The organism is Actinosynnema sp. CA-299493 (assembly GCF_050946825.1).
GTDB lineage: Bacteria > Actinomycetota > Actinomycetes > Mycobacteriales > Pseudonocardiaceae > Actinosynnema.
Genome location: NZ_CP191993.1, coordinates 5,645,831 through 5,661,043, shown reverse-complemented (window position 1 = coordinate 5,661,043; position 15,213 = coordinate 5,645,831). Strand labels below are relative to the sequence as shown.

Here is a 15,213-nt window from a genome sequence, read left to right as displayed (position 1 = left end):
TGTTCCGAACGTAGGACACGGGTGTTCTGAACGTAGGACTCTCGCGGTGTGGAGGTAGGACTCTCGCGGGTCAGGCGGTGGCGGTGTTGAGGAGGTGGAGGTAGCCCTGGCTGTAGCCCGTGGCGTTGGGGTGGAACGACTCCGCGAGGCGGAACAGGGAGAACGAGTTGATCCACGGCGAGCTGCCGCACGCGCCGTGGCCCGTGAAGTGGGCGCGGGCGTCGACGTAGCGGACGCCGGCGGCCGCGGCCCGGGCCGAGATCACCGAGTGCAGGTCGTCGGAGCCCCGGTTGAGGGCCGCGCGCTTGGTCGAGCTCATGCACGAGCCGTTCGGCTCGACCAGGTGCGGGTAGCCCAGGACGACCACGGTGGCGTTCGGGGCACGGGTGCGGATCGTGGCGTACGTGGCGTCGAGCCGCCCGGGCAGCGTGGTGCGCGCGGTCTCGATGCCGGCGTTCACGGCGTTGACGCAGCTCGTGTCGCTGCCGGTGACGCAGGTGATCATGGTGTTGGCGAACCCGACGTCGTTGCCGCCGATGGTGATCGAGACCAGGTCCGTGCCCGCGTCGAGCGAGGCGAACTGGTCGGTCATGCTCTGCGTGGTGGCCCCGCCGCAGGCGGCGTACTTGAACGACGACACCTCGTGCGTGTTCGCCCACAGCTGGGCGTACCCGCGGGAACTGCGGTAGCACGACCCGCTGAGGTACGGCGGCGCGCCGGTGCCGGAGGAGTACGAGTCGCCGAGGGCGACGTAGTCGACCGGGGCGGCGGCCTGCGCCGCGGTCGAGGTGAGCATGACGGCCAGGGCGGCGGGCAGCACCGCGCACACGACCCTGAGAAGACGTCCGCGCACGTCCAGTCCTTCCTCGAAACGTCACCTGCGTGAAGGCGGCAGGTCGACGACGTTACGAAGGCGTTCCGAGAGATCACAGTCGGTGCTATTCTCATTACCTGCGAGTAACCTGGACTGCTTCGTCGGGGTGTCGCCATGACCGTTCCGCGCCGCAGCGACGCCCTGAGGAACCGGGCGTCGATCATCCGCGCGGCCGAGGAGCTGGTGGCCCGCGGCACGCCACCGTCACCGGCGCGCATCGCCCGCCTGACCGGGCTCGGCCAGGCGACGGTGTACCGGCACTTCCCGGACCGCCGCGCGCTGCTGCTCACGGTGGCGCGCAAGCACTTGGAGCTGCTGGTGGCCGCCGCCGAGCGCGACGCCGACGACCCCGCCGCGTTCCGCCCGCTGCTCCAGGCGGTGATGGCCTACCAGGTGTCGATGCGCCCGCTGGTGGACGCGCTGCGCCGGTTCCCCGAGCCCGACCGGCGCGGGCACGTGCGCCGGCTGCTGGACGCGCTGCGCGGGCCGTTCGACCGCTCCCGGGCGGCGGGCCACCTGCGCGACGACATCGTGCTCGACGACGTGGTGGTCGTGCTGACGATGCTCCAGGCGGCCGTCGACCTGACCCCCGAGCCGCACCGCGCGATCCCCGTGCTGCTGGACGGGCTCTTCCTCCCGGAGCCCGAGCGGACGGCGGGGTCGGTGCGCCGGTAGCGCCGGGGGAGCGGCGAAGGGGTCGCCCGATCGCGTTACGGTGCGCGCCATGGTCTCGGTGCTGCTCGTCGAGGACGACCCGGTGGTGCGGTCGGCGGTGGCCCGCGCGCTGACCGGGCTCGGGCACGCGGTGCTGCCCGTCGGCACGGCGTTGGAGGCGTTGCGCGAGATCACCGGCGGCGCGTTCGACCTGGTCGTGCTCGACCTCGGGCTGCCCGACATGGACGGCGCGGACGCCCTGCGCATGATGCGCGGCGTGTGCGACGTGCCGGTCATCGTCGCCACCGCCCGGGACGACGAGAGCGAGATCGTCCGCGTGCTCAACGCCGGCGCCGACGACTACCTCGTCAAGCCGTTCTCCAGCGAGCACCTCGCCGCCCGGCTCTCCGCCGTGCTCCGCCGCGCGCGCAAGGACGCCGCGCCCGCCACCTTCCGCGTCGGCCGCCTCACCGTCGACCCCGACCGCCGCGAAGCGCGCCTGGACGGCCGCGAGCTCAACCTCACCCGCAAGGAGTTCGACCTCCTCGCCTACCTCGCCGCGCGCGAGGGCAAGGTGGTGCCGCGCGGCGAGCTCCTGGCCAACCTGTGGAACCTGCCCGGCAGGCACGACGACCAGACGCTGGACGTGCACCTGTCCTGGCTGCGCCGCAAGCTGGGCGAACGCGCCGCCCAACCCCGCTACCTGCACACCGTGCGCGGTGTCGGGTTCAAGCTCACGGCGGCCGAGTGAGGAAGTCGCTCGCCCTCGTCTCCCTGGCCGTCACGTCGATGGTCGCGCTCGCGTTCCTGATCCCGCTCGCCCTCGTGGTGCGCCAGCTCGCCGAGGACCGCGCGCTCGTCGACGCCGAACGCCTCGCCGGCGCGCTCACCCCCGTGCTGGTGATCACCTCGGACCCGGCGTCCGTCGGCCAGGCCCTCACCGCCGGCGCCGGCCGGGTCGCCGTGCACCTGGCCGACGGCCAGGTCGTCGGCGTGCCCGTGGCGACCGACCGGCAGATCCGCACCGCCCGGGAGCAGGGCCTGGCGTCCACCGAGCCGATACCGGCCGGTCTCGTGCACCTGCAACCCGTGCTGCTCGGCGAGGGCCGGGTGGCCGTGGTCGAGGCGTTCGTGCCGCGCGCCGAGCTGTCCCGGGGCGTCGAGCAGGCCTGGCTCGCGCTCAGCGGCGTCGCGGTCGTCCTCGTGCTCGGCTCGGTGCTGGTCGCCGACCGCCTCGGCGCGCGGGTCGTCAAGGCCTCCGCCGCTCTCGCCGAGGGCGCGCGCAAGATGGGCCAGGGCGACCTCGCCACCAGGGTCGCGCCGACCGGTCCGCCGGAATTGCTCGACGTGGGCGCCGCGTTCAACCGGATGGCCGATCGGATCGGTCAACTGGTCGCGAACGAACGCGAAATCCTGGCCGACCTCTCGCACCGCTTGCGCACCCCGCTCACCGCGTTGCGGCTCGATTCGGAAACCCTCGGCCAGGACCCGGGCGCCAACCGCGTCCGGCAGGCCGTGCACGCACTCGAACGCGAGGTGAACGAACTCATCCGGGCCGCCCGCCGCGAGCTGGACGACCCCGACGGCGGCCGGTGCGACGCGGCCCAGGTCGTGCACGACCGCCTGGTCTTCTGGTCCGCCCTCGCCGACGACCAGCAGCGCCTGTGGAACCTGCGCGGCACCGAGCGCCACGCCTTCGTCCCGCTCACCCGCAGCGACCTCGCGGCCGCGATGGACGCCGTGCTCGGCAACGTCTTCCGGCACACGCCCGAGGGCGTCGGGTTCGTCGTCGCCCTGTTCCACCAGCCGGAACGCGTGGTCGTCGTGATCGAGGACGCGGGGCCGGGCATCCACGACCTGGCGGCGGCGTTGCGGCGGGGCAGCAGCGGCGCGGGCTCCACCGGGCTCGGCCTCGACATCGCCCGCCGGGCGGCGGAGGCCACCGGCGGCTCCCTGGTGGTCGACCGGGGACCGCTCGGCGGCACGCGGGTCCAGCTCCGGCTCGGCCGCGCGGAAGAGCCAGTCTGACCCCCGGTCCCTTTTCCGCGCCTGATGCGACCTTTAAATGTTCCTTAAATAATTGGTTGTTGACAGTTCTGCCGGGCCGGATAAAGTTATTAACGGAATTGGGTCGACCGCGGCGCTCCCACCCTTGCCCGGTCGTCCCGGTTCCCACTCCGGTGCGGCGACCGCGTGCGCTTACCCTGCGAAGAAGCGCACCCGCGGTCGCCGCGCCCGAAATGCCGCCGAATGCAGATTGAGGGTTTTCCGCGTGTCGCGCAAGAGCCGTGTGCTGCCCGTCGCCGTCGTCCTCGCCGGACTGGCCCTGGCCGGGTGCGAGCACCCGGACGGGATGGCCCTCATCACGGCCGGCGCCACCGCCACCACGAGCGCCACACCCCGACCGGACGCCGAGTCGACCGCGGTGACCGCGGTGACCACCTCGTCGGGCGCCGCGCCGTCCTCGTCCGCCACCACGACGTCCGAGCCGCCGCCGGCCACCACGACGACGACCACGACCACCGTCGAGCCGCCGAAGCAGGCGCAGGTCCAGGAGGAGCCGCCCGCCCCGCCCGCGCCGACGAAGACCGAGGTCGACCTGGCCGAGGCCGCGGTGGTCGAGCTGACCAACGGTGAACGCGCCGCGAACGGCTGCCCCGCGCTGGCCGCCGACGGCAGGCTGGCCGCCGCCGCCCGCGCGCACAGCGCCGACATGGCCGCCCAGAACTACTTCGACCACGTCTCCAAGGACGGCCGCAGCTTCGTCGACCGGGTCAAGGCCGCCGGCTACCCCGCGCCCGGCGCGGAGAACATCGCCGCCGGCCAGCGCACCGCCGAGGCCGTGCTCAAGGGCTGGATGGACTCGCCGGGCCACCGCGCCAACATCCTGAACTGCAAGCTCAAGACGTTGGGCGTGGGGCTGGCCCGTGGTGGTTCCTACGGCTGGTACTGGACTCAGAACTTCGGCTGGTGACCGTCGCGGCCGGCCGGTAGCTCGTCCAGGATCAGCACGGTGTGGCTGGACGTCACGTCCGGCATCGTCTGCAACCGCGACAGGACCAGGTCACGCAGGCTGTGCGCGTCCGGCGCGCGGACCAGCAGCACCAGGTCGTAGTCACCGGACACCAGCGCGCCGTGCCACACCTCGGGGATCTCCATCACCCGCTGCCGCACCGCCTTCCACGAGTGCTGGCTGATCTTGAGGTAGACGTAGGCGGAGATGCCGAAGCCGTAGCGCTCCGGGTCGACCACCGCCGCGTACCCGGTGAGGACGCCGTCCCGGTGCAGCCGCTCCACCCGCGAGTACGCGCTCGCCCGCGAGATGTGCAGCTTCTCCGCCAACGCCCGCATCGACAGCCGACCGTCCGCGCGCAGCTCCTCCACGATGCGCCGGTCGAGCTCGTCGAGGGGCGCCGAATGTCCAGCCCGGACCGTCATGTGGCCGACGATAACCCGTCCGCGCGACCGTTCGTCCGGATTCCCGGTCCGGATCTGGAACATTGGCCGCTGTGAGCTGGACCATGCCCTCCATCTCGCCCAGTGAGACACCCGGAGGAGCCCATGGCCCGCACCCGCGCGCCCGAGCGGACGTTGCTGCCCAGCGACGAACCGCTGTCGCTGCTGCGCAAGGACGGCACGCCGGTGGACGACTCGCCGCTGTCCATGCCCGATGACGACGTGCTGGTCGAACTGCACCGCCGGATGGTCGTCGGCCGGCGCTTCGACACGCAGGCCACCGCCCTGACCAAGCAGGGCAGGCTGGCGGTCTACCCGTCGTCACGCGGTCAGGAGGCGTGCGAGGTCGGCGCGGTGCTCGCGCTGCGCCCCGACGACTGGCTGTTCCCGACCTACCGCGACTCCGTCGCCCTGGTCACCCGCGGCGTCGACCCGGCCGAGACGCTGACCCTGCTGCAAGGCGGCTGGCACCTCGGCTACGACCCGTACGAGCACCGCGTCGGCCCCCAGTGCACGCCGCTGGCGACCAACACGCTGCACGCCGTCGGCTTCGCGCACGCCGCCCGGCTCAAGGGCGAGGACGTCGCCGCGCTCGTCATGCTCGGCGACGGCGCGACGTCCGAGGGGGACACGCACGAGGCGCTGAACTTCGCCGGCGTGTGGCAGGCGCCGGTGGTGTTCCTGGTGCAGAACAACGGCTACGCGATCAGCGTGCCCATGTCCAAGCAGAACGCGGCGCCGTCGCTGGCGCACAAGGGCATCGGGTACGGCGTGCCGTCGGTGCTGGTGGACGGCAACGACGTGGCCGCCGTGTACGCGGTGGTGCGCGAGGCGGTGGCGTCCGGCGGGCCGACGTTGATCGAGGCGCTGACCTACCGGATCGAAGCGCACACCAACGCCGACGACGCCACCCGCTACCGCACGTCCGACGAGGTCGCGGCGTGGCTGGACCGTGACCCGGTCGACCGGCTGGAGGCGTACCTGGTGTCGCGGGGGCTGCTGGACAACGCGCGGCGCGCGGCGGTGGCGGCCGAGGCGGAGGAGTTCGCGGCGTCCGTGCGGGCGCGGTTGAACGTCGACTCCGTGCCGTCGCCCGACGAGCTGTTCGAGCACGTCTACGCGACCACGCCCCGCCACCTGCGGGAACAGGCCGCGGCGTTGCGGGAGGAACTGGCATGAGCGCGGTGACGGCGGAGACGTCCCAGGTCTCGATGGCCGGCGCGCTGAACCGGGCGCTGGGCGACGCGTTGGCCGCCGACCCGACCGTGCTGGTGTTCGGCGAGGACGTCGGCGCGCTCGGCGGCGTGTTCCGGGTGACCGACGGGCTGGCGGCGCGGTTCGGCGAGCAGCGGGTGTTCGACACGCCGCTGGCGGAGTCCGGCATCGTCGGCACGGCCATCGGCATGGCGATGAACGGGCTGCGGCCCGTGGTGGAGATGCAGTTCGACGCGTTCGCGTACCCGGCGTTCGAGCAGATCACCAGCCACTTGGCCAAGCTGCGCAACCGCACGCGCGGCCGGGTGTCGTTGCCGGTGGTGATCCGGGTGCCCTACGGCGGCGGCATCGGCGGGGTCGAGCACCACTGCGACTCGTCGGAGGCCTACTACACGCACACGCCGGGGCTGCGGGTCGTCACTCCGGGCACGCCCGATGACGCCTACCGGTTGCTGCGCGACTCGATCGACTCGCCGGATCCGGTGATCTTCCTGGAGCCGAAGCGCCGGTACTGGACCAAGGGCGCGCTCGACCCGGCGACCCGGATCGGGTTCGACCGGGCGTTGGTGCGGCGGCCCGGGCGTGACGTCACGGTGATCGCGTACGGGCCGATGGTGGCGACGGCGTTGGAGACGGCCGAGGCGGCGGCGGAGGAGGGCTGGGACGTCGAGGTCGTGGACCTGCGGTCGTTGTCGCCGTTCGACGACGAGACGGTGTGCGCCTCGGTGGTGAAGACCGGCCGCGCGGTGGTCGTGCACGAGGCGTCCGGGTTCGGCGGGTACGGCGCGGAGGTCGTGGCGCGGGTGACCGAGCGGTGCTTCCACCACCTGCACGCGCCGGTGCTGCGGGTGACCGGGTTCGACATCCCCTACCCGCCGCCGAAGCTGGAGGAGCACCACCTGCCGAGCGTCGACCGGGTGTTGGACGCCATCGCCCGGTTGCAGTGGGACGACGAGGTCGTGGGGAGCTACGGTGCCTGACTTCCGGCTGCCCGACCTGGGCGAGGGGCTGACCGAGGGCGAGATCGTCACCTGGCTGGTGTCGGTCGGGGACGAGGTGTCGATCGACCAGCCCGTGGTGGAGGTGGAGACGGCGAAGGCCGTGGTCGAGGTGCCGTGCCCGTACGAGGGCGTGGTGAGCGCGCGGTTCGGCGAGCCGGGGGAGAAGCTGGCCGTCGGCTCGGTGCTGCTCACCGTGGGCGGGTCGGAGCCGTCGGGCAGCGGCAACGTCCTGATCGGCTACGGCACGTCCGAAACCCCGCGCCGCCGACGCCGCCCCCGCGAGTCCTACGTTCAGGACGCGAGTGTCCTACGTTCGGGACACCCGAGTTCAACACTCGGAACACCCGAACCGGCCACCGGCCCTGCCGCGACCCCCGTGCCGGAGGCCGTCCGCGAGACCGCACCCGCCGTCATCTCCCCGCTCGTGCGGCAACTCGCGCGGGACAACGGCTTGGCGCTCGACCGGATTTCCGGCACCGGACCGGGCGGTGTCATCCGGCGCGCCGACGTGGAACGCGAACTCGCCGCCCGCGCCGCCCCCTCTGGCGACCCCGCTCCCGCCGCCGGCCGGCGCATCCCCCTGCGGGGCCTGCGCGGTGCGGTCGCGGCGAAGCTGACCACCTCACGCCGGGAGATCCCCGAAGCGACCGTCTGGGTGGACGTCGACGCCACCGCCGTCCTCGCCGCACGGGCCGCGATGCCGACGGTGTCGCTGCTCGCGCTGCTCGCCCGGTTCACCGTGCTGGGCCTGAAGAAGTTCCCCGAGCTGAACTCCCGGGTCGAGGGTGACGAGGTCGTCGTGCTCGACCAGGTGCACCTCGGGTTCGCCGCCCAGACCGACCGCGGCCTGGTCGTGCCGGTGGTGCGGGACGCGCAGTCCCTGACCACCGCCGAACTCGCGGCCGCCATCGCCGCCCACACCGCGTCGGCGCGCGAGGGCAAGCTCACGCCCGCCGCGATGACCGGCGGCACGTTCACCGTCAACAACTACGGCGTGTTCGGCGTCGACGGCTCGGCGGCCATCATCAACCACCCGGAAGCCGCGATCCTCGGCCTCGGCCGCATCATCGACCGGCCGTGGGCGGTGGACGGGCAGCTCGCCGTGCGCAAGGTCGCCCAGCTGACGCTCGCCTTCGACCACCGGGTGTGCGACGGCGGCACGGCGGGCGGGTTCCTCCGGTTCGTCGCGGACTGCGTCGAGTCCCCGGTCACCGCCCTGGCCGATCTCTAGGCCCGATCGTCTCTAGACCCGATCGACGAACCGGCTCACCGGTGGAGCCCCGGGGGGCTCCCCGCACCGTGCCAACGGTGCGGGGAGCCCGACGTGCTCAGAGGAAAATGGTGTTGGGCTCGAGGCCGGCGACGACCCGCCCGTACAGCTCCATGTTCGTGTTCGGGTGGTGGTAGGCGTGCAGCCCGATGGCCCGGCTGTCCCGCGCGATGCGCTCGATCGGCACGGTGTCGAGGACCGACGAGGCGCCGCTCGCGGTGGCGAGGATGTCGACGGCCTCCCTGGACCGCTGGACGGTGAGCCCGAGGTCCAGGCGAGCGCTCACGCGGTCGTGCAACGTCCACGGCTCGCCGACCTTGGCGTCGAGCTTCGCGGCCACGCGGTGGGTGTGGAAGTCGGCCTCGTCGATCCGGCCCGTGGCGTCGGCGATCTGCATGTGCGTGAGCGGGGCGTGGCCCTGGTGCTCGTAGTCGGTGTACGTGATCGTGCGGGTGGGCAGCCGCTCCATGAACGCCGCGTAGGCGGCGCGCGCGAGGCCCAGGTGCGTCCCGCACACCACCGCGGTCGCCCACGGCAGGAAGGGGGTGTTCCAGACCCTGGACGCGGCGTTCAGCACCGAGCGGTGCCGACCGTCCTGAAGGACCGGCAGCATCGGGAGGATGCGCGACTCCGGGACGAACACGTTGTTCGCGATGGTGGTGACGCTGCTCGACCCGCGCAGGCCCGACGCGTTCCAGTCGTTCAGGACTTCGAGGTCCGACATGGGCACCAGGATCAGCACCGGCTCGGGCTGCTGCCCCTCGACGATGCGCACCGCCGCGTGCGCGTTCCAGTTGCTCTGCGGTGCGGCGGTGTTGAAGCCCCACTTGCCGTTGAACACCGCGCCGCCGTCCACCGGCACCCCGGCCGCGCCCGGCGCGAAGGTGCCGCTGATGCGGGCGTCGCCCGAACCGAAGACCTCGTCCTGGACCTCGTCGGAGAACAGGCCGGCTAACCAGTTGCCGATGGTCCAGACCGTGCCGACCCAGCTGACAGCGCCGTCACCCAGGCCCATCTCGGTCAGGACGTCGACCGTCGTGGTCGTGTCGGACTCGTAGCCGCCGTACCTCGCCGGGAGGGTCAGCTTCAACAGCCCGGCCCCGGCCAGGGCGTCGATCGAGTCCGGGTGCAGGACGCGGTTCTCCTCCTGCCACGGCGCATTCTTGTTGAAGATCGGGACCAGTTCGGTCACCCGGCCGATGAGCTCTTCCCGCGATGGTGCGGTCTTGATGGTCATCTCAGTACTCCGTAACGTGCCCGCCCGACCCATCGGCCGGGGCATGGATGGTTGTCATCCGAACCCGATAATCCAAAGAAGTGCGGCCGGTCATCGTTGGCCGGCCCTCGGCGAACACGGCGTCGCCCCCCTTCTGGGATCAGTCGAAGAAATTGGTGAACTCGTCGATCACCGCCTGTGGCGCCTCGTCGACGAAGTGGTGGCCCGCGTCGACCACGACGACCTTGACGGTGCGGATCCCCTCCGGCGAGTCGGAGCGCTGCGCGAAGACGACCCGGTCCCGGTCCCCGGCGGCGTCGGGGTTGACCAGGGTGTTGTCGACCATCCAGTCGACCACGTGCGGGGTGCGCCCCGCCGACAGCTCCTCCGGCAGCCCGGGCGCGTGGTGGGCGGCGAACCACCACGGGGAGGGGGCCGAACCCACAACGGGCGGCAGGATCAGCGGCTTGCCGCCGCCGGCCGCGCAGTGCGGGCGGATGTCGTGCACAGTGGGGTAGGCGCTGCGGAAGTCGTCCCCCGGCGAACTGGCCGGTTCGGCGTCACTCGGGACGGTGGTCACTATTCCCGACGAGTCGGAGTAGTCGACTCCCGTGGTCATTCACACGCCTTCCTGATGGCCGGATCACCTGGTTAACGGTGTTTTATCGGCAAGCTATGGATCTCCTGGCGATCTTCGCTGCACTGTGCCGGTCATGTCGCGATCGTGGCGAACGCCATCGCGATCACTAATTCATCGTATGCCTGATGTCGCCCGGGGGTCTCTTCAATCCTGCTCTTCTCGGACGTCAGGCGGAGAGGGGGTCTCCGCCCGGGGCGAAAGTGTTGCGTGACGTTCGTGCGGGTCGGTCGCTCCCTCCGCGCGGTGTGCTGCGGGCCGCTGGGTGCCTGAGCTGAGGCGCAACCCGCGGGTAGCGCCTGGAGCCCGGCTTGTGCAACTATATAGTTGCACGTGTCGACAGCGGTAGGTCCGACGACAGCGGTAGGAGTCCCTCCGAGTGAAGACCGGATCGAGCGCGACGCCCTGCTTCACGCCCCCTGGGGCAGGTGTGGTCCCCAGTGGTGACGCCTGCGTTCTGGGTGGACGCCGAGGGGGGCGTGGCGGGCGCCGTGGCCGAGGAGGGCGCTTCGCTGATGGCGGAGAACCCGGCCTCGGCGAGGTCGCGGCACGGGTGGAGGAGGTCGAATCACCGACGTGACGACAACTGCTCGACCTGCTCGCCGCGCGGGGTGACGTCACCGCGACGACGCTGGGCTGGTCACCGGGTAGTCGGATCGGGCGTGAAGTGCGCTGTGCGGCTCGCCTGAGCGGAGGTCTACGGGTTCAGGAAAGAAAAGGATTGTGCCTTGACCGCCGACACGACTTCGCCGCCCGGTTCACCGGACGGCGGTTGATCCTGCTGTTCCTGCTCGGCGCGGGATTCATGGTGTCCGTCGACTTCTCGATCCTCGACGTCGTGCTGCCGGAGACCGGCGCGGGCGTCGAATAGAGCTGTCCGCGCTGTTGTTCGACCGGTTCGCCGACCTGTTGGCCGCCGCTATCCACTCCGGGCCGCCGGCGCTTGCTGCGAAACCCGGCTCATGGTCGGCGAGGGCGACATCCGCAGACCGCCACCCGCGCGGTAGAGCTGTCCACCATGCGCTTTTTCGAAGAAATCGAGCACGGCTCGCACCGGCACCCGCCGGACATGCCACGGCCCCGCTTCGCTGGTGCGAAGCGGGGCCGCATGACGAGATCAGGAATTGCCGCCCAGAACGGCCTTCGCCTGCTCGGCGAACACGCGCTCCAGTGCCTTCGAGGGGCTGTCGGCGAAATTGCCGCCGATCATCTTCGCGAAGTCGTCGGGGAAGATCTCCTCGACGCCCTCGTCGACCGCGTCGAAGATGGCCTTGGCGACGCTCTCCGGAGACACCTTCGGCACATCGCCGAAGTCCTTGGTCATCTCCGTGTCGACCAGACCGGGGAACACCGCGTGAACGGCGACGTTCTTGTAGGCCAGCACGGTGCGCAGCGCCACGGTCTGGCTGAACAGGGCGGCCTTCGACAGCGAGTAGCTGGGCGCCATGGGGACCGGCGAGATCGCGCTCAGCGAGACGATGTTGACGATCCGGCCGGACGCCTGGATCAGCGCAGGCAGGAAGGCCTGGGTCACCCGAAGCGTGCCTTCGACGTTGACGTTCAGGTGACCCTGCACCACCGCGGGGTCACTCAGGTCGTCGAAACCGAACGAGCCGGCGTTGTTCACCAGGACGTCGATCGACCCGACCTGCTCGACCGCGGCAGCAACCTGACCGGCATCGGTGATGTCCAGGGTGACCGGCACGACGCGGTCGTCCGAGTGGCTGAGCGGCTGCCGCGTTCCGGCGTACACCCGGCTCGCGCCCTTCGCCAGAGCTGCGTCGACGAGCGCCCGTCCGATACCCCGGTTCGCACCGGTCACCAGGACCGATTTACCCGAGATCGACATGTGTTTCCTCCACTTTGGCTAACTTTGATTACGACGGAAGCTGGATCGACTGCCGATGACGGAATACGTTGCGCGGGTCGTACCGCAGCTTGACCTGCTGCAGACGCGGATATGCGCCCTTGTAGTAGAGCTCGTGCCAGGGTGAGGACGACCTGTTCCACGCCCCATCGCTCAGGTCGGCGTCGCAGTAGTTCAGGTAGCACCCGTCGGAAGCGGCGTTCGGCACGGGAACACCGCCAGTATCGGCATAGACGTCATAGTACACCTGGCGTGCCCAGGCGATGTTCACCGCATCTTCGGCCGGATTCGACCACGGCGCCGCCCACAGTGCCTTGTACGCGGCATCGCGATGCTGAATGGCGGTGTCCGACTGGGGGACCGAAGCGGTCGCCCCACCGTAAGGGCTGAGGATGAGGTTGAGGTTCTTGTTCGATACGTCCGAACGGGTGAAGTAGCGGTAAATCGTCGAGGCCTGCGCCGCGGAGAACGGACGCTTCATGAACGCCGACTTGTATTCGGCGCGCAGCGTCGGGTCGTTGGCCAGCGGGTTGGCGGTGGACGTGTACCTCATGAACTGCAGCCACGGCATCGGAGAGGTCTGCGAGAAGAGCGGGGGCGCCGCGCCGTTGGCCAGGTGGGCGATGAACGAATCCATGATCGCCTGGGCGTTCGGCGTCGAGGCGTCGATCTGGGTCAGCGCGATGATCTGACCGTTCGACTTGTGGAAGACCTGGAAGAGGCAGGCGAGGTCACGGCCCGCGCTGGTCGGCGAGACGTTCGCGGCGTGCCAGGTGCCGTAGTTGATGAGCAGCTGGGAGAACTGAGCCTCGGTCAGGTTGTTCAGGTTCCAGCCGGTGGCGTTGAACAGGACCTTCGCGGGCGGGTTCGGCAGCAGCTTGCGCGGGTCCGTGCCGGTGACGCCGGGAGAGCGGAAGAAGTACCGCGTGATGACGCCGAAGTTCCCGCCACCGCCGCCGGTGTGCGCCCACCAGAGGTCGCGGTTGGGGTCGCTCGCCTCACGGGTCGCGAGGATCGTCTGCACCCGCCCCAAGGAGTTCACGGTGACGACCTCGACCGCGTAGAGGTGGTCGACCACCAGGCCGTTGCGGCGGACCAGCCATCCCCAGCCGCCGCCGGCGACGTGGCCACCGAGGCCGACCGTGTGGCAGACACCGGCGGGAATGACCGTGCCCCAGGTCTGGTACAGCTTCTCGTACACGTCCAATAACGTCGCGCCGGTTTCCATCGCGATCGAGTTGGTCGTCGAGTCGTAGTAGACCCGGTTCATGTTCGTGAGGTCGATGATGACCTTGGCGTCACCGCTGTAGACGAAGTCCTCGAAGCAGTGACCTCCGCCGCGGACCGTGATCTTCTTTCCCTGGCTGATCGCCGCGGCCACGATCGGGGCGATTTGCGCCGGCGTGTCCACGACGTAGACGTTGTCCGGCCTCGCCACCCATCGCGGGTTCAACGCCATGGTCAAGTCCGGGTACTGGATGTCGTCGACACAGATTGCCGGGGCGGTGCTCATCATGGTGTTGACCGGACTGCCGGTGGATTCGGCGGCCGACGCCGTACCCGAGAGCAGCGCGCTGTCGACGAGTACCGCACCGCCCACGGCGAGGGTGGTACCGGCGAGGAAGTTTCTTCGGCTGGGGCCTTGCTGCTTATCGGGCATGGCTGACTCCTTCACAGTGCTTATTGGGCTGCTGTCTCCTCCGCCTTGCTTATCGCGCATTGCTTATATCTCCTCCACGTTACTTATCGGGAATTGCTGTCTCCGGCACGTTCAGGCTGGGTGACCGGGCCAGCGGTTCACCGACTGAACGTGGATGTGGAGGCAGACATCTTCTATCGTGCGCAGTTATCGCCGTGCTTCCACCGGGCGAAGGTGTGCTCAGCTCGTCGGAGCGCCCAAGGGGTCGAACACGACGAGGGGGAACGTCCGGTCGACCTTGGCCTGCGAGTCGGCGACGTGGGGGTACGCGGCGGTGAAGGCGGCGAAGAGCTTCTCGTGCTCGATGCCTTCGGGGACGCGGGCCCGTACCCGGTGGATGGCGATGCCGCCGGCCCCGTCGGAGACCTCGATGGTTGTGTCGGGATGTTTGCGAACGTTGAAGTACCAGGCGGGATGCTTGTCGCTGCCACCGGCGGAAGCGACGACGATCCAGGTGCGGTCTTCGGGGGCGAACAGGCCAAGGGGACTCACGTACCGGGTGCCCGACTTGGCGCCGGTGTGGTGCAGGAGTAGCAGAGGAGTGCCCGCGAAGATGCCGCTCACCGCGCCGCCGTTGGCGCGGAACTCCTCGGCCAGCCGTCTGTTGAAGTCATTGCCGTATTCAGTTGTCGGTCCTGGCCCCTGTTTTTTGCAGGTGGCAGATGGACACGTCTGCGGCACCATTCTGCGGCCCTCAGGTGACAGTGAGGTGGCAAGTCACAGACTCGCGCACGACGGGACAGTAAGTGATTGGCGCGGCCCGGCGTTCGCGGATTGCCGAGTCGTGAGTGGCTTGCTTTCGTGGAGGATATCGCTGCGGAGAACCGAATGTTACCACCGACGTGCCTTCGCGGAGGGGACTCGTCCGCCGGGCTGCACTTTAAGCCATACAGAAGCCTAGGGGATGGACCCCAAGCCATACAGAAGTGTAATGGTCGGGTTCGGCTCGCGGCGTTCCGCTGACTCCGGCTTGGGGATGCAGTATGCGGCGGGGATGCGCTCAGGACGCATCGGTGCCGCAGATCGTCGCAGACTGCGATTGTTCCACAACGCGGTGTATGTATGGCGGCGCCGAAGGCGATTCGACCGGCTCTTCCGGCGGGGTCGAGCCGCATCCCGGTCGCCGGGCTGTTCTGCGTCCGCACCGGAGCCGCTCGACGCCGCGCACCAATACTGGAATCCGACATCGTGGTCATCCGGGACAACTCGCCAACGTGGACCACCTCGCCGACATCGTGCGCAACCGGCTCAAGGCCGCGTTCCTGATCAACATCCCGGTGAAACCGGGACGACGGCGCGGCGGGACTTTCGTAGATTGACCGAC

General features: G+C 70.1%; 16 protein-coding genes. 9 read left to right on the top strand and 7 right to left on the bottom strand.

Annotated elements, in window-relative coordinates:
• Window positions 1-70 precede the first annotated feature (70 nt).
• On the bottom strand, window positions 71-853 hold the full coding sequence (locus ACQPYE_RS23680) for an SGNH/GDSL hydrolase family protein (protein ID WP_498714572.1): 783 nt from the start codon (window positions 851-853) through the stop codon (window positions 71-73).
• Window positions 854-988: 135 nt separating this feature from the next.
• Here ACQPYE_RS23680 and ACQPYE_RS23675 point away from each other — a divergent pair, with 135 nt between their 5' ends.
• The 4 genes from ACQPYE_RS23675 (at window position 989) to ACQPYE_RS23660 (ending at window position 4,502) form a co-directional block, all read left to right on the top strand.
• Window positions 989-1,549, top strand: coding sequence for a TetR/AcrR family transcriptional regulator (locus ACQPYE_RS23675; RefSeq protein ID WP_498714571.1), 561 nt, complete (start codon window positions 989-991; stop codon window positions 1,547-1,549).
• A 49-nt stretch (window positions 1,550-1,598) separates the two neighbouring features.
• Window positions 1,599-2,279, top strand: coding sequence for a response regulator transcription factor (locus tag ACQPYE_RS23670; protein WP_498714570.1), 681 nt, complete (start codon window positions 1,599-1,601; stop codon window positions 2,277-2,279).
• Window positions 2,276-3,556 carry a HAMP domain-containing sensor histidine kinase gene (locus ACQPYE_RS23665; protein WP_498714569.1) on the top strand — a complete coding sequence of 427 codons (1,281 nt, stop codon included), beginning with the start codon at window positions 2,276-2,278 and terminating at the stop codon, window positions 3,554-3,556. The genes ACQPYE_RS23670 and ACQPYE_RS23665 overlap by 4 nt, the downstream gene beginning before the upstream one ends.
• A 244-nt stretch (window positions 3,557-3,800) precedes the next feature.
• A complete protein-coding gene (locus ACQPYE_RS23660) occupies window positions 3,801-4,502 on the top strand; it encodes a CAP domain-containing protein (RefSeq protein WP_498714568.1) in 702 nt (233 codons plus the stop codon).
• On the opposite strand, the gene ACQPYE_RS23655 is transcribed toward ACQPYE_RS23660, so the two are convergent.
• Complete coding sequence (locus ACQPYE_RS23655; protein ID WP_123747364.1) at window positions 4,484-4,966, bottom strand: Lrp/AsnC family transcriptional regulator; 483 nt, start codon at window positions 4,964-4,966, stop codon at window positions 4,484-4,486. The two genes, ACQPYE_RS23660 and ACQPYE_RS23655, sit on opposite strands and share 19 nt — an antisense overlap.
• Window positions 4,967-5,089: 123 nt before the next feature.
• Here ACQPYE_RS23655 and pdhA point away from each other — a divergent pair, with 123 nt between their 5' ends.
• The 3 genes from pdhA to ACQPYE_RS23640 are packed head-to-tail and all read left to right on the top strand — an operon-like array spanning window position 5,090 to window position 8,431.
• Window positions 5,090-6,163, top strand: a complete 1,074-nt coding sequence (gene pdhA / locus ACQPYE_RS23650; RefSeq protein WP_498714567.1) for a pyruvate dehydrogenase (acetyl-transferring) E1 component subunit alpha — start codon at window positions 5,090-5,092, stop codon at window positions 6,161-6,163.
• Entirely contained in the window at window positions 6,160-7,179 is a 1,020-nt protein-coding gene (locus ACQPYE_RS23645; RefSeq protein ID WP_498714566.1) for an alpha-ketoacid dehydrogenase subunit beta, read from the top strand. The genes pdhA and ACQPYE_RS23645 overlap by 4 nt, the downstream gene beginning before the upstream one ends.
• On the top strand, window positions 7,172-8,431 hold the full coding sequence (locus ACQPYE_RS23640; RefSeq protein ID WP_498714565.1) for a dihydrolipoamide acetyltransferase family protein: 1,260 nt from the start codon (window positions 7,172-7,174) through the stop codon (window positions 8,429-8,431). Before ACQPYE_RS23645 ends, ACQPYE_RS23640 begins: the two co-directional genes overlap by 8 nt.
• A gap of 97 nt (window positions 8,432-8,528) precedes the next feature.
• Here the strand turns inward: ACQPYE_RS23640 and ACQPYE_RS23635 are convergent, their stop codons facing one another.
• Window positions 8,529-9,707 (bottom strand): acyl-CoA dehydrogenase family protein, encoded by a 1,179-nt coding sequence (locus tag ACQPYE_RS23635; RefSeq protein ID WP_498714563.1) that lies wholly within the window; start codon window positions 9,705-9,707, stop codon window positions 8,529-8,531.
• A gap of 139 nt (window positions 9,708-9,846) precedes the next feature.
• Window positions 9,847-10,305, bottom strand: coding sequence for a hypothetical protein (locus tag ACQPYE_RS23630; protein WP_498714561.1), 459 nt, complete (start codon window positions 10,303-10,305; stop codon window positions 9,847-9,849).
• 739 nt (window positions 10,306-11,044) lie between these two features.
• Between ACQPYE_RS23630 and ACQPYE_RS23625 the strand changes: the two genes are divergently transcribed.
• Complete coding sequence (locus ACQPYE_RS23625; protein WP_498714560.1) at window positions 11,045-11,194, top strand: hypothetical protein; 150 nt, start codon at window positions 11,045-11,047, stop codon at window positions 11,192-11,194.
• A gap of 246 nt (window positions 11,195-11,440) precedes the next feature.
• On the opposite strand, the gene ACQPYE_RS23620 is transcribed toward ACQPYE_RS23625, so the two are convergent.
• The 3 genes from ACQPYE_RS23620 to ACQPYE_RS23610 form a co-directional block, all read right to left on the bottom strand.
• Window positions 11,441-12,172 (bottom strand): SDR family NAD(P)-dependent oxidoreductase, encoded by a 732-nt coding sequence (locus tag ACQPYE_RS23620; RefSeq protein ID WP_498714558.1) that lies wholly within the window; start codon window positions 12,170-12,172, stop codon window positions 11,441-11,443.
• A 28-nt stretch (window positions 12,173-12,200) separates the two neighbouring features.
• Window positions 12,201-13,850 (bottom strand): FAD-binding oxidoreductase, encoded by a 1,650-nt coding sequence (locus ACQPYE_RS23615; RefSeq protein WP_498714557.1) that lies wholly within the window; start codon window positions 13,848-13,850, stop codon window positions 12,201-12,203.
• A gap of 219 nt (window positions 13,851-14,069) precedes the next feature.
• On the bottom strand, window positions 14,070-14,573 hold the full coding sequence (locus ACQPYE_RS23610; protein ID WP_498714555.1) for a nitroreductase/quinone reductase family protein: 504 nt from the start codon (window positions 14,571-14,573) through the stop codon (window positions 14,070-14,072).
• 329 nt (window positions 14,574-14,902) lie between these two features.
• Here ACQPYE_RS23610 and ACQPYE_RS23605 point away from each other — a divergent pair, with 329 nt between their 5' ends.
• Complete coding sequence (locus ACQPYE_RS23605) at window positions 14,903-15,208, top strand: hypothetical protein (protein WP_498714553.1); 306 nt, start codon at window positions 14,903-14,905, stop codon at window positions 15,206-15,208.
• Window positions 15,209-15,213 lie beyond the last annotated feature (5 nt).